Source organism: Brevibacillus sp. FSL K6-6036, assembly GCF_037964015.1.
Classification (GTDB): Bacteria; Bacillota; Bacilli; order Brevibacillales; family Brevibacillaceae; genus Brevibacillus; species Brevibacillus borstelensis.
Genome location: NZ_CP150173.1, coordinates 1,205,060 through 1,218,198 on the forward strand (window position 1 = coordinate 1,205,060; position 13,139 = coordinate 1,218,198).

The 13,139-nt window shown below is 51.1% G+C and carries 11 protein-coding genes and 2 pseudogenes; 11 read left to right on the plus strand and 2 right to left on the minus strand.

Translation table 11 applies throughout. The annotated features are described in order from the left end of the window. Positions 1 to 185 precede the first annotated feature (185 nt). The 3 genes and pseudogenes from NST37_RS06190 to NST37_RS06200 form a co-directional block, all read left to right on the plus strand. A pseudogene (locus tag NST37_RS06190) lies at positions 186 to 548 on the plus strand (RidA family protein); the annotation flags it as partial. 14 nt (positions 549 to 562) lie between these two features. Further along, the gene (locus NST37_RS06195; RefSeq protein ID WP_024983489.1) at positions 563 to 1,513 is read left to right on the plus strand and encodes a threonine/serine dehydratase; all 951 of its coding nucleotides are present in this window, start codon (positions 563 to 565) and stop codon (positions 1,511 to 1,513) included. Between the two features lie 416 nt (positions 1,514 to 1,929). Further along, complete coding sequence (locus NST37_RS06200) at positions 1,930 to 2,625, plus strand: response regulator transcription factor (RefSeq protein WP_003388149.1); 696 nt, start codon at positions 1,930 to 1,932, stop codon at positions 2,623 to 2,625. A 62-nt stretch (positions 2,626 to 2,687) separates the two neighbouring features. On the opposite strand, the gene NST37_RS06205 is transcribed toward NST37_RS06200, so the two are convergent. Together NST37_RS06205 and NST37_RS06210 are read right to left on the minus strand one after the other, a co-directional pair. Then, complete coding sequence (locus NST37_RS06205) at positions 2,688 to 3,617, minus strand: EamA family transporter (protein ID WP_327956893.1); 930 nt, start codon at positions 3,615 to 3,617, stop codon at positions 2,688 to 2,690. Between the two features lie 7 nt (positions 3,618 to 3,624). Next, positions 3,625 to 4,029 (minus strand): MerR family transcriptional regulator, encoded by a 405-nt coding sequence (locus NST37_RS06210; RefSeq protein ID WP_172921086.1) that lies wholly within the window; start codon positions 4,027 to 4,029, stop codon positions 3,625 to 3,627. A 353-nt stretch (positions 4,030 to 4,382) separates the two neighbouring features. Here NST37_RS06210 and vanG point away from each other — a divergent pair, with 353 nt between their 5' ends. The 8 genes and pseudogenes from vanG to cyoD all read left to right on the plus strand — a co-directional run bounded on the left by vanG (position 4,383) and on the right by cyoD (position 13,009). After that, positions 4,383 to 5,432, plus strand: coding sequence for a D-alanine--D-serine ligase VanG (vanG, locus tag NST37_RS06215; RefSeq protein ID WP_024983485.1), 1,050 nt, complete (start codon positions 4,383 to 4,385; stop codon positions 5,430 to 5,432). Continuing rightward, positions 5,429 to 6,193 (plus strand): M15 family metallopeptidase, encoded by a 765-nt coding sequence (locus NST37_RS06220; protein WP_003388145.1) that lies wholly within the window; start codon positions 5,429 to 5,431, stop codon positions 6,191 to 6,193. Before vanG ends, NST37_RS06220 begins: the two co-directional genes overlap by 4 nt. Beyond that, positions 6,190 to 8,333, plus strand: a pseudogene (gene vanT, locus NST37_RS06225) (serine racemase VanT catalytic subunit). The gene NST37_RS06220 and the pseudogene vanT overlap by 4 nt, the downstream one beginning before the upstream one ends. Positions 8,334 to 8,550: 217 nt before the next feature. Continuing rightward, positions 8,551 to 8,760, plus strand: a complete 210-nt coding sequence (locus NST37_RS06230; protein ID WP_003388141.1) for a hypothetical protein — start codon at positions 8,551 to 8,553, stop codon at positions 8,758 to 8,760. 305 nt (positions 8,761 to 9,065) lie between these two features. Beyond that, on the plus strand, positions 9,066 to 10,082 hold the full coding sequence (gene qoxA, locus NST37_RS06235) for a cytochrome aa3 quinol oxidase subunit II (protein WP_251255160.1): 1,017 nt from the start codon (positions 9,066 to 9,068) through the stop codon (positions 10,080 to 10,082). 23 nt (positions 10,083 to 10,105) lie between these two features. Next, complete coding sequence (locus NST37_RS06240) at positions 10,106 to 12,076, plus strand: cbb3-type cytochrome c oxidase subunit I (protein WP_003388139.1); 1,971 nt, start codon at positions 10,106 to 10,108, stop codon at positions 12,074 to 12,076. Beyond that, positions 12,076 to 12,696: a cytochrome o ubiquinol oxidase subunit III gene (gene cyoC, locus NST37_RS06245; protein WP_003388138.1), complete on the plus strand. Its 621-nt coding sequence runs from the start codon at positions 12,076 to 12,078 to the stop codon at positions 12,694 to 12,696. The genes NST37_RS06240 and cyoC overlap by 1 nt, the downstream gene beginning before the upstream one ends. A gap of 1 nt (position 12,697) precedes the next feature. Next, complete coding sequence (cyoD, locus tag NST37_RS06250; RefSeq protein WP_003388137.1) at positions 12,698 to 13,009, plus strand: cytochrome o ubiquinol oxidase subunit IV; 312 nt, start codon at positions 12,698 to 12,700, stop codon at positions 13,007 to 13,009. Positions 13,010 to 13,139 lie beyond the last annotated feature (130 nt).

The window sequence follows — 13,139 nt, forward strand, 5'->3', positions numbered from 1 at the left end:
GGGCATGGAAAGGCAACTGGGTCAAACTGTAAAATGTGCAAAATTTACAGTTTGCTGCTTTTGATGCAAAAATCCGCCTCCCATGGAAGAATTGTAGCAGCTATACCGTTAAGGATTGATGAAGATCGTGCAAAGATTTTGCGAGGGGAAAATGAAATGGGCAGTTTCAGGAAGCTTTTGCCTACGTTAGCGGCCAGGTGCCGCGGGTAAACGGGGAGCTCCCTTATACAGGAAAGGTTGGGGCAGAGGTCACGATTGAGCAAGCCCGCGAACTGGCGGAAATCTGTGTATTAAAAGGATTGAGCTGTCTGGAAGCCGAGCTCGGCAGTCTGGATAAAGTGGAGCAGGTATTGAAAGTGACCGGGTTTGTTCAGTCCGCTCCCGGCTTTTCGCAGCAGCCCAAAGTATTGGATGCCGCTTCAGAGCTGCTGCAAGCCATTTTTGGAGAAAAAGGACGGCATGCGCGCTCTGCAGTCGGTGTCGCTGAGCTGCCCGGGAATACACCGGTGGAAATCGAATTTGTGTTTGCAGTCAACGCAAATAAATGAAAGGAGAAGTGCCGATGATTCGACTGGAGCAAGTGAAGGAAGCGCGTCAACAAATCGCTGACGTCGTGCGAGTCACACCGCTCTTGAACTCCGAACAGCTCTCCCTGCGCTGCGGCAATGACATCTACTTGAAAGCGGAGCACTTGCAAAAGACAGGCTCGTTCAAAATTCGCGGAGCGACCAATAAGGTAAAGCAGGCTGTATCAGCAGGAGCCGCCTATGTGACGGCGGCATCCTCGGGCAATCACGGGCAGGCGGTGGCGTATATCGCGCAAAGGCTGGGGATTCCGGCGACGATTGTGGTACCTGAGGATGCTGCCCAGTGCAAGATCGACGCGATCCGGTCCTACCGGGGGGCGGTGGAGAAATACGGGTACACATCGGCAGAAAGGCTCCCGCGGGCAAAGGAGCTCGCAGCGAGCGAGAACGGCGTCTACATCCCCCCGTATGACGATCCTTCCATCATGGCCGGACAGGGAACCATCGGGCTGGAAATACTGGAACAGCTCAGCGACGTGGATGCGATCATCGTACCCATCGGCGGAGGCGGACTGATTTCCGGCATTTTGACTGCAGTAAAGGAATCCAGGCCAAAAGTCCGGGTGATCGGTGTGGAGCCGGCATTGGCAAACGATACATGGCTTTCGCTGAAGCAGCGAAGCATCGTGTCCGTCCCGGGCCCGAAAACAATTGCGGACGGCCTCAGGACGACGCAGCCGGGTGACCTTACCTTTCCAGTCCTGATGAAGCACCTCGATGATCTGGTCCTCGTCAGCGAGGAGGAAATCCGGCAGGCGTTGCGGTTTGTGCTGGAGCGCATGAAGCAGATGATCGAGCCGTCCAGCGCTACGACTGTGGCAGCAGCTATGTTCGGCAAGCTGCCATTCTCCGGCAAAAAAGTCGTGACGGTCATTTCCGGCGGCAATGTCGACGTCGATGGGCTTTACTTATTTTTGAAAGCGTAAAAGAGCCAAATACGAGGAAGCATTGAAAATTTTGACAGGCATGTGGCTTTTGGATCCTCCAAAAAATCCGCCTCTTTTCCAAATAATAGAGGTGGATTTTTCGTTTTTTTGCTATCTTAGCTTCACTGGAGGGATTTTTATATTCACACAGGCTATAATCAAGCGGACAATCTTTGACGAACTGAGCGATGAGCGGTTGGGATGGGCGTGTATTGAGCACGTCGTCGTGCCGTTGCGGGGCAAGCACCCGGATCACAAGGCTAGACCGATGCCCGTTTCCGGCGAATCTCGGAGGCGGGTTTTTTCATGTGTGCGTTTTTTGTAAGGGAATCTTAAGAATTTCTACGCAAAATTCCCGGTGTTTCTTCAGTAGAATACATAGAGTTCTTATCGCTTTGCTAAAAGAGGGAGAAGTCATGAATTCTACTATTTTAATCGTCGATGCTGAACGGGAATACGCGGAGTATATCGAGCTTTTCCTGAAAAACGAGAATTACAGCATTCACAAATGCGATACGGCCGAAGAGGCTCTTCGCTGTCTCGATTCTGTTCGGCCTGACCTTGCCATTATGGACGTCACGCTGCCGGGGATGGACGGATTCGCGCTCTGCCGACACATTCGGGAAACATCCTATTTTCCGATCATCATGCTGTCAGCGCGAGACGAGGAAATCGACCGAATCACCGCCTTGGCGCTCGGAGCGGATGACTATCTCACAAAGCCGTGCCGTCCGCTGGAGCTTGTCGCTCGCGTAAAAGCACAGCTTAGAAGATACACAACATACAATCGTGATCCACAGCAGGAGGATGACAAAATCGCTTTTGCGGGTCTTCTATTAAATAGAAACTCCCACGAATGCTTCTTGAACGGAAACCTTTTGCCACTCACGCCTACCGAATTTTCGATCCTCTGGCTCTTGAGTGAGAACAGAGGACAGGTGGTCAGCTCCGAGAAATTGTTCCAGGAGGTTTGGGGAGAAAAATACTACAGTCATAATACCAACACCGTCATGGTTCATATCAGGAATTTGCGTGAAAAGCTGAATGACTCGGCAGAAAGTCCGACGTATATCAAAACGGTACGGGGCGTTGGCTACAAAATGGATCCGTAAACGGACAGACAACAGCCGCATCTCTGTATGAGAAATACGGCAGTATTCAGCCTAAGATCAATTCATTTTGCTGCAAGCATACGCTTTTGCTTTTCTGCATGGGCTTTGGGAAGATGGAAGATTCCCGAAGAAGCCAAAACGCCGACGATGACGAGAGCAGCCCCGATCATTTGAAAGAACGTTATCGGGGTTCCTGCGGCAAATGAAATGATCATCGTAACGACAGGAACAAGATTAAAAAACAGAGAAGTTTTCCCAGCCCCGATTTCTTTTACCCCTTGATTCCACCACAGATAGCCCAAAACGCTTGTAAAGACAGCCATAAAGGCAACCGCGCCCCAAGCGCCGACCGGAACATCCGGAAGAGGAACAGGGTTGGACGTAAACAAAGAAGCGACGATTAACCCAATCGCGCCGGCCGCCATCGTGTATGTTGTCGTAGACAGTGGAGTGGCGTCCTTTATAAAGCGGCGTCCAAGCACGGCATATAGCGTCCAGCAAAGGTTGCCTGCAAAAATAAGCAGATCTCCGACTGAAACCGACAAGGTGGCGATCGCCTTCAGCGAGCCCTGGGTAATGACGAGAAACACGCCGATAAAGGCAAAAGCGATGCCGACTGCCTGTCTTTTCACAATTTTATCCTTCAAGATCATCCGGGCGAAAATGGTCGTGAGCAAAGGATTCAATCCCATGATCAAGGCCGCGTTGACAGGTGACGTATATTTCATGCCGATAAAAAACAGAGCGTTGAATCCAAAGATCCCGACAATTCCAAGGACTGCATAGGCGATTGCATTTTTCTTGAGCAGGCTTTTGTTTACCCCTTCCGTCAAAAGCAAAATGACCAGCATGACCACGGCAGCCAAACCAAAACGCCACGCCGCAGCGGAGGAAGGCGCCAAGTATTCGACTGTGTATTTGGCGAGGTTGAAGGTGGCTCCTGTAAAAATAGAAAACCCGAGCAGCATCGCGTATATTTTCATAGGCTTCATTTGATGTTCACCCCTCACTCAGCATGGAATGGTAGGAGTCGAGCTTCGACTTTGTTGCCGCGATCACTTCTTCGAGCTCCTTCTTCTTCGCTTCCATATTATCCAGATGCTTCGTTAAAATCTCGATGCGCCTGTTTAAGGATGGGGTAAGCTCCTTTATCGGCACATCCAGGTGAATCTTTTCCATGATACAGCCGTCTTTTACAAACTCATGGATTTCTTCCAGAGACATGCCGGTTTCCTTTACGCTACTCAGGAACCGCATGAAGCGGAGATCCGTTTCCGTGTAGCAGCGTCTCCCCGCGCTGTCTCGTTTGGGCGGGGGGAGCAACCCGATTTTTTCGTAATACCGCAATGTATACGAGCTGATGCCGCACTTTTCAGCAGCTTCCCGAATGGTGAACAAGATCATCATCCCTCTCTGTAGATGTAGAACTAGCCTACCTCTTAGAGGTAACTCTAAGTCAAGCAAAGAAATGCAGTTCAAAAACGATTGTTTGCCGCTGTCTGGTATCATAGATCGATTCATTATCCGATCAAAGGAAAACCCTGCTCTTTGGTTCCGGGAATCCGAAGCAGGGTTGGTCGTTTTTTCAGGCCTCTATTCCAGCTCACCTGTTCTGGAAACGTCATGATTCCGTAATGATTTCGTAAGGATTCCCTTAGGCAAAGTTAAAGGACGGCCTGTCTCGTTTCGCTACAATACAATTGCCTGCTTCCCGCAAGCCGGGGCACAGGCATTGTTGGAGGAGGGAGCGGGAACCGATGGAAAAGAAAAAAATAGCCATCCTGTTTGGCGGATGTTCCACAGAGTATGAAGTTTCTCTGCAATCCGCCTATGCAGTCATAAAACACGTCAATCAATCCCGGTACGAAACGGTTTTGATCGGAATCACGAGGCAGGGAGAATGGCTTCGGTATAACGGAAGCCTTGAACAGATTATGGATGATACTTGGAGCACAGACCCGGGCTGCGTGCATGCCGTTATTTCTCCAAGCAGGCATGTTCGGGGTGTGATCGAGTTTCATCGGGACGGAATAAAAGCGACCAGGATCGATGCCGCATTTCCCGTCCTGCATGGAAAAAACGGCGAAGACGGCACGATTCAAGGCTTGCTTGAACTGGCCGGAATCCCTGTCGTGGGATGCGGCACGCTCAGCTCGGCGCTGTGCATGGATAAAGACATGGCTCACAAAATCGCCATGCAGGCGGGAATCAAGGTGCCCCGTTCCATCGTCGTAAACGGCAAAATCAGCGAGGGAGAATTGCAACAGTTGGTCCGGGAGCTTTCTTATCCGTTGTTTGTCAAACCTGCGAGGGCAGGGTCATCGTTTGGCATCACCAAAGTCGAGCGAGAAGACGGCCTTTTCAAAGCGGCGGTGAACGCTCTGGAGTACGATCCAAAAGTCGTCATCGAGGAGGGCATCGACGGATTCGAAGTAGGCTGCGCCGTGATGGGAAATGAGGAACTGATTATCGGCGAAGTGGACGAAATCGAACTGTCGCAAGGGTTCTTTGACTACACCGAAAAATATACGCTCAAAACCTCCAAAATCCACATGCCAGCCAGAGTCGACGAGCAGACAGCCGAACGGATAAAGCATACAGCGGCTGCGATCTACAAGGCGCTGGACTGCCGCGGCTTTGCCAGAGTCGACATGTTTGTAACGCCGGGGGGAGAGCTTGTTTTTAATGAAGTGAATACCATCCCGGGCTTTACCGCCCACAGCCGTTATCCGAATATGCTCAAGGGCATTGGCATGTCGTTTGAGGAAATCGTAGACAAGCTGATAAGGATGGCGATCGAGGAATGAACACATTGATTTTGGAACAAGCCAATATGCATAAAGGCAGCCTGATCTTGATCAACAGAATGCACCCGGTTTTTGAAGAGCCTGCGGAAGACATGCTCATCCCCGCAGATCACAGGCACCCGGACATTTTGCTGGAACGAAGGGCGGCGGCGATGTACGCAGCGCTGATTCACTCGCTCGACGGCGGAGAGCGGATCGTCCCTGTCAGCGGCTATCGCACAAAAAAAGAACAGGAAACCATCTACACCGAGTCGATGCGGGAAAACGGCGAGGAATTTACGCGAAAGTACGTAGCTTATCCGAACCACAGCGAGCACCAGACAGGGCTGGCGATTGACGTGGGCGAGCAGAAGGAAGAGATCGACTTTATCAGGCCGGACTTTCCCTATACCGGCATCTGTCAGGAGTTCCGGCTAAAAGCAGCGAGGTACGGGTTTATTGAACGCTACCCGCAAGGAAAAGAGGCCATTACAGGCATCGCCCACGAGCCCTGGCACTTCCGGTATGTCGGTTATCCGCATGCGGAGCTGATCCGGAAGCATCAGTTTACCCTGGAAGAGTATACGGAGTTTGTGAAAAGCTTCCCCTATGGGCGAGAGCACTTGTTGTTTGAAGCAGATGGACAAACAGCAGAAATTTTTTACGTACATGCCCTGTCTTCCCCGACAGTGCGGATTGACATTCCGAGCGGCGCCCGCTGCGAGGTGTCGGGAAATAACGTGGATGGATTCGTGGCAACGGTTTGGAGGAAGAACGGATGAAACAGGACGCGGGCTATGCGGGCATTGATACCTTTCGCATCATCGCAGCCTTTCTGGTTGTGGCCATCCACACGTACCCGCTCGTCTCCGTCAGCGAGACAGGGGACTTTATCTTGACGAGAATTTTGGGGCGGGTAGCCGTCCCGTTTTTCTTTATGGCAACGGGATTTTTTTTGCTGCCGCGATACATGGACGAGAAGCGTGGAGACAGGGGCAGCCTGGCCAAATTTTTTGTCAAGTCGTGCAAGCTGTATGGCATGGCGATCCTGCTTTTTCTCCCCGTAAACGTGTATGCCGGCTACTTTGAAACCACGCCGCTTTTGCCCAACCTGCTGAAGGATATTTTCTTCGATGGCACGTTTTATCATTTGTGGTACTTGCCGGCGACGATTCTGGGAGCGGGGCTCGTATATCTTCTGCTGCGAAGCTGCAAGACCGGCGTGGTGGCGTTGATTGCCGGGCTGCTTTACATGATCGGGCTCGGCGGGGACAGCTATTACGGCCTGACATCGCAGGTGCCGCTTTTTGCGCAGTTTTACGACGTGCTGTTCAGCTTCTCGGATTACACGCGAAACGGCTTGTTTTTTGCCCCGGTTTTTCTCTTGCTCGGCGGGCTGATCGCGCGGCAGACAAGCGGATTTGGCTTGAGAGAAAGCATGGGCGGACTTGCCGTTTCGCTCTTGCTTTTGCTCGCGGAAGGCTTGCTCTTGCACCATTTTTCTCTCCAGCGCCATGACAGCATGTACGTGATGCTGCTCCCCTGCATGTTTTTCCTGTTTCAATCCTTGCTTCTATGGAGGGGAAAAAGCAGCCGAAGCCTGCGGACCATTTCGATGATTGTCTACATCATTCACCCGCTGGCGATTATTGTCGTGCGCGGATTTGCCAAGATTGCAAAAATGCAGCCGCTTTTGATTGAAAATAGTATCGTCCACTATGTGGCGGTAGCCGCTCTGTCATTTGCGGGGGCTATCTTGCTCACCAAGCTGCTGCAGCGGAAGAGAGAAAGGAAGATCGTATGAAAAGCAGGGCGTGGGCGGAGATCAACTTGAACCATCTTCGCCACAATGCAAAGGTTTTAAAGAAGCTTTTGCCGCCGAAGTGCGAAGTGATGGCGGTCGTGAAAGCAAATGCATACGGGCACGGAGATGCGGTTGTCGCAAAGGAACTGAATCGAATCGGGATTTCTGCCTTTGCCGTGGCTGCCATCCGGGAGGGCGTACATCTGCGAAGACAGGGAATAACAGGAGAGATCCTCATCCTCGGTTATACTTCACCGGAGGAATTTGCGGATCTGGTCCGGTACGATTTGACGCAGACGGTCGTCGATTGCGAATACGGCAAGCTTTTGGATCAGTATGGACGCAAAATAAAGGTTCACGTAAAGATTGACACAGGGATGCACCGGCTCGGGGAGGACTATCAAAACGTACGCGGGATAGCCGGCATGTTTGCTTGCAAAAACTTGAGCGTGGAGGGCATCTTTACGCATCTTGGCATGGCCGATGATTCCAGCCCGGCGGGAATGAATTTCTCCCGCTTTCAGATCGACAATTTTTACGGCGTGCTGGCCCAGCTAAGGGATTGGGGATACGACCTGCCAAACGTACACATCCAGAGCAGCTACGGCGTGTTGAACTTTCCCGAGCTGCAGTGCGACTACGCCCGGATCGGCATTGCCTTGTACGGCGTGCTGAGTACGGCAGAGGATCAAACGAAGTTGTCCGTGGACCTGCGCCCGGTCCTCTCCTTGAAGGCGAGGGTAGCGCTCACAAAAGAGATCGGGGCGGGCGAGACCGTCGGGTATGGGTGCCGCTTTACCGCTCCTTACGACATGACAATCGCAGTCGTTTCCATCGGATATGCGGACGGCTTTCCCAGATGCTTGTCGTGCGGCGGCGGTTATGTGCTGGTGAAAGGGAAAAAGGCTCCTGTCATCGGCAGAATTTGCATGGACCAGCTCATGATCGATTGCAGCGGGATACCGGATGTCCGGCAAAATGACATCGTGACGTTGATCGGCGAGGACGGCACGGAGCGGATAACAGCGGAGCAGGTCGCAAAGCAGGCAGGAACGATTACGAATGAATTGTGCAGCAGGCTGGGAAATCGGCTTGAGCGCGTCTATGTGTCGGATTGACGGAAAACGGATCGTGGCAGGAAAAGACCCCGTCTGTCACATTTGCGCGGAGGCCGGGTTGTTGATTTTTGTTCATAATTGACGGCCGGCTTCCCAATCAAACTCCTCAAGAGTAAGATTTTGAAAATAATTTGAACAAAAAGTGAACAACAAGTGAAAAGTGTGTTACAATGTAAGTAACAATATTTCGAAAACACAAAGACAGGGGTCATGTGTTATGAATAACGGGATGAAAGCAGCAAACACACTCAAATGGTTCGCTTGGATCACTTTCTTCATCGGTGCACTTTTGTTCGTTACGCATGTAAGCGATTTCAGGGCGGAAAACTTCGGTCTGATGGCAGCGATCGGGTTTTTGATTGCAGCGTCGAATATTTTCCTGCTCAGCGTTGTATTTCGACTGCTTCATCTGGAACCGAACAGTTAAACCAGTATGACCAGACGGGCCAGGTCTATAATATGGAAAGAACTCGAATCAAAACGATCCAACCGATAAAGCGGATGCTTGCCACAGCGGCAGCATCCGCTTTTTTTAGTTTCACTGAAAACATGACCATTTTTGGCAGATCAAATCCAATGCAGGAGATCGATAACAATATTATGATCAACTCGTGAACCCTTCTTGAACACTTTGTAACAAAATAAAGACAGAATGTTGAACGGTGTCAAAAACCCACTGCGGAAAATCGTTCTGTCTGTTAGTATGTGAAGGCGAAGAAAAGTTTAATTCATGTGAACAAATTGGGGACGATCGTTTCCTTTTCTGTGGCGAACGAGGAAGGGGTAGAAGAAATGAACAGAGCGAAGACGTTTCGTCAGATGGGCTTCTGGTTAATGGCGATTATCGCCAGCGTCCTGTTGTCGGGATGCGGAAGCGATTACGTTGTCCTGAATCCGAAAGGGCCTGTCGCAGAGACGCAGTACAATCTCATTATGATTTCCGTGATATTGTGCGCGATCATCATCATTCCGGTTCTTGCGCTTACTGCTTTTATCGTCTATCGATATCGGGATACCAAGGACAATAAAGCGCCATACAAGCCGGATTGGGCACACAGTACAACCCTTGAGGTTATTTGGTGGGGTATTCCGGTCATCATTATTGCGATCCTGGGATATTTCACGGTGCGGGATACTTACGCGTTGAAAGAATCGCCGAATCAGGCTGTGAAGCCGATGACCATTCAGGTTACTTCTTTGAACTGGAAATGGATGTTTACTTATCCTGAACAAAACATCGCAACAGTGAACTATCTGGAAATTCCTGCTGGCGTACCTGTTCAATTTCAATTGTCGGCGGACGGTCCTATGAACTCCTTCTGGGTACCGGAGCTTGGCGGCCAGATTTATGCGATGTCCGGGATGGCGACCGAGCTGTACCTGCAAGCGGATAAGCCTGGCGAGTTCTATGGCAGAGGAGCCAACTTTACTGGAGAAGGGTTCGCTCATATGGAATTCAAGGTAGAGGCCAAACCGCAGGAAGAGTTTGACAAATGGGTGCAGCAGGTGAAGAACACGACACCTGTTATGACGAAGGAAGATTACGAAGAGTTGAGAAAGCCTGGCTTGACGGATAAAAAGACGTATTCTGCATTCCCTGAAGGGTTGTTTGAAGAAATCGTCATGAAACACAGCCATGGACATGACATGGACTATGTCATGAAAAAACCGATGCCTGCAACCGGGCAGGAATCGGGCAACAAGACAGATGAGGCTTCTTCGACAGAAACCCATCATCACAACCACTAGTTGAGAGGGAGGAGGAATACCAAGTGTGGGAAAACATAAAGGAGTTTGCATCCACGTTCTTTGTAACAGGTGATCCACTGATCTACGGCGCGGACGTTTCCATCGCACTCACCGTGGTCGCGATCGTCTTCGTTCTGACCAAGTATAAAAAATGGGGCTGGCTGTGGCGCGAATGGCTGACCACGGTCGACCATAAGCGAATCGGGATCATGTACCTGATCGCCTCTCTGCTGATGCTGTTCCGGGGCGGGGTTGACGCCATCCTGATGCGTCTGCAGCTGGCATTCCCGAATGTGGAGTTTTTGCACTCCGATCACTATAATGCCATCTTTACGACACACGGTACGATCATGATTTTGTTCATGGCGATGCCGATGATGTTCGGTTTGTTCAACATGGTCGTTCCGCTGCAGCTTGGCGCGCGGGACGTTGCCTATCCGTTTCTGAACGCAGTCAGCTTCTGGCTGTTCATGCTGGGTGCGATGCTGTTCAACCTGTCGTTCGTCATCGGGGGCTCCCCGGATGCCGGCTGGCTGTCTTACCCGCCGCTTTCGGAAAATGATTTCAGTCCGGGGCCGGGGCAGAACTTCTGGATATGGGGGATACAGATCTCCGGTATCGGTAGTTTGGCCACGGGGATTAACTTCATCGTGACCATTTTGAAAATGCGCGCTCCTGGCATGAAGTTGATGAAAATGCCGTTGTTTAGCTGGTCCGTACTGTCCAGTTGTATCATGATTATCTTTGCTTTCCCGATTTTGACCGTAACACTGGCGCTGCTGTTCCTCGACCGCTTTGCAGGTGCCCACTTCTTCACTATGGACGGCGGCGGTAATCCGATGATGTACCTCAACCTGATCTGGATGTGGGGTCACCCGGAAGTATACATCGTGGTCGTGCCGGCCTTCGGTATCTTCTCTGAGGTCGTGGCTACGTTCTCGAAGAAAACAGTCTTTGGCTACAAATCCATGGTGGCAGCCTTGATGACGATTGCGATCGCATCGTTCTTCACCTGGGCTCACCACTTCTTTACGATGGGTACGAGCGCAAGCGTTATCGCGTTCTTTGCGATATCGACGATGGTCATCGCGATTCCGACCGGGGTGAAGGTGTTCAACTGGCTGTTCACCATGTTCCGCGGACGGATTTCGTTCAAACAGCCGATGCTGTGGACGATCGCGTTTATTCCTTGCTTCCTCGTAGGGGGAGCAACCGGGGTTATGCTGGCTGTCGCTCCAGCGGACTATCAGTACCACAACAGCTACTTCTTGATTGCTCACTTCCACCAAGTGTTGATCGGTGGGGTTGTGTTCGGTTACCTGGCAGGTATCTACTACTGGTGGCCAAAACTGTTCGGCTTCAAGCTTGACGAGAAGCTCGGAAAATGGGGCTTCTGGTTCTGGAATATCGGTTTCTACGTTTGCTTCATGCCGCAATACGCGCTTGGTTTCATGGGTATGACCCGTCGCTATTACACGTATGGATGGGACCGCGGTTGGGCTGACCTCAACCTGATTTCCACCGTCGGGGCGTTCCTGATGGGGATCGGCTTCATCTTCCAAGTATGGCAGATCGTCTACAGCATCAAGCACGGTGAACGCGACACAACAGGCGATCCGTGGAACGGACGCACGCTGGAATGGTCTATTCCGTCCCCGGCACCGTTTTACAACTTCGCCGTCGTTCCTGAGGTAAAAGAAGCGGACGACTGGTGGCATACAAAACAAGCGATGGCAAACGGCACCTATAAAAAAGAGCCTGTGCATCTGGAACCGATCCATATGCCGAAAAACTCGGGTATTCCGTTTATCATGTCCTGCTTCTGGTTCTTGGTCGGATTTGGCTTTACGTTCGGCTGGGTATGGATGGCCGTGATTGGATTTATTGGCGTGGCCCTGTCGATGTGGGCGCGTTCCTTCCAATATGATACGGATTATTACGTACCGGTGGATGAAGTGCGCAGCACGGAGGCTTCACTGGGGAGGGTTGTATAATGCAACAAGTGGCAAAACATCACGACCATAGTCACGGGCACGACCACGATCATGGTCATGAAGATCATGAGCAGCTCAAAGTACTTGGTTTCTGGATATTCGTTGTAACCGACTGTATCTTGTTTGGTACGCTGTTTGCCACCTATGCGGTGCTGATGCACAACTACGCTGGTGGCCCGACACCAAAGGAACTGTTTCAAATGCCGGGTGTCATCGCGGAAACCTTTATCCTGTTGACCAGCAGCTTCACCAGCGGTTTGGCTGTTCTGGCAATGAACAAAGGAAACGTGAAAAAGCTGATTGGCTGGCTGGTTGTAACAGCGCTGCTCGGCTTGGGCTTTATCGCGCTGGAGGTTACCGAATTTGTGCACATGGTGCATGAAGGTGCGACCATTTCCACCAGTGCGTTCCTCTCCGCGTTCTATACGCTGGTCGGTACGCACGGTCTGCACGTCTCGGTAGGTTTGTTCTGGATGGTGGCGATCATGATCCAGCTCGCCCGCCGCGGGATTACGCCGGTTACCCGCCGCAAAGTGACCAACCTGAGCTTGTACTGGCACTTCCTGGACGTCGTGTGGATCTTCCTGTTCACGGTCGTCTACCTGTTGGGGGTGATGTAGGATGCATCATGAAAACCATGACAACCACAATCATGGATCGCTCAAATCGTATGTGATCGGCTTTATCTTGTCGATTGTGCTGACCATTATCCCGCTCGTGCTGGTTATGAACCACATGCTTGAAAAAACGGCACTCGTGATCACGATCATGGTGATGGCCATCTTGCAATTTATTGTGCAGCTATTCTTCTTCATGCATATCAGAGAGGGAGAAAAGCCGCGATACAATGTGCAAACCCTGATCCTGGGGCTGGTGATCGTGTTTACGATTGTTGCCGGTTCTATCTGGATCATGACGTTCAACAAGTACTAAGGTTCGAAAGTGAACCAAGAGCATAGTAAAGCGCTTCCCGATTAAGGGGAGCGCTTTTTTGGATACGGAGAACGATTCATTTTAAAAGAAGGATTGGAAAGTGGCCGTAGTGGGGAGAAGCGTCTTATTT

Coding starts and splice junctions, on each gene's coding strand:
- NST37_RS06205 (WP_327956893.1), bottom strand. CDS start 3,617: ATGAAGCCTATGAAAATATACGCGATGCTGCTCGGGTTTTCTATTTTT.
- NST37_RS06195 (WP_024983489.1), top strand. CDS start 563: ATGATTCGACTGGAGCAAGTGAAGGAAGCGCGTCAACAAATCGCTGAC.
- NST37_RS06210 (WP_172921086.1), bottom strand. CDS start 4,029: ATGATCTTGTTCACCATTCGGGAAGCTGCTGAAAAGTGCGGCATCAGC.
- NST37_RS06220 (WP_003388145.1), top strand. CDS start 5,429: ATGAACACATTGATTTTGGAACAAGCCAATATGCATAAAGGCAGCCTG.
- NST37_RS06230 (WP_003388141.1), top strand. CDS start 8,551: ATGAATAACGGGATGAAAGCAGCAAACACACTCAAATGGTTCGCTTGG.
- cyoD (WP_003388137.1), top strand. CDS start 12,698: ATGCATCATGAAAACCATGACAACCACAATCATGGATCGCTCAAATCG.
- NST37_RS06200 (WP_003388149.1), top strand. CDS start 1,930: ATGAATTCTACTATTTTAATCGTCGATGCTGAACGGGAATACGCGGAG.
- vanG (WP_024983485.1), top strand. CDS start 4,383: ATGGAAAAGAAAAAAATAGCCATCCTGTTTGGCGGATGTTCCACAGAG.
- cyoC (WP_003388138.1), top strand. CDS start 12,076: ATGCAACAAGTGGCAAAACATCACGACCATAGTCACGGGCACGACCAC.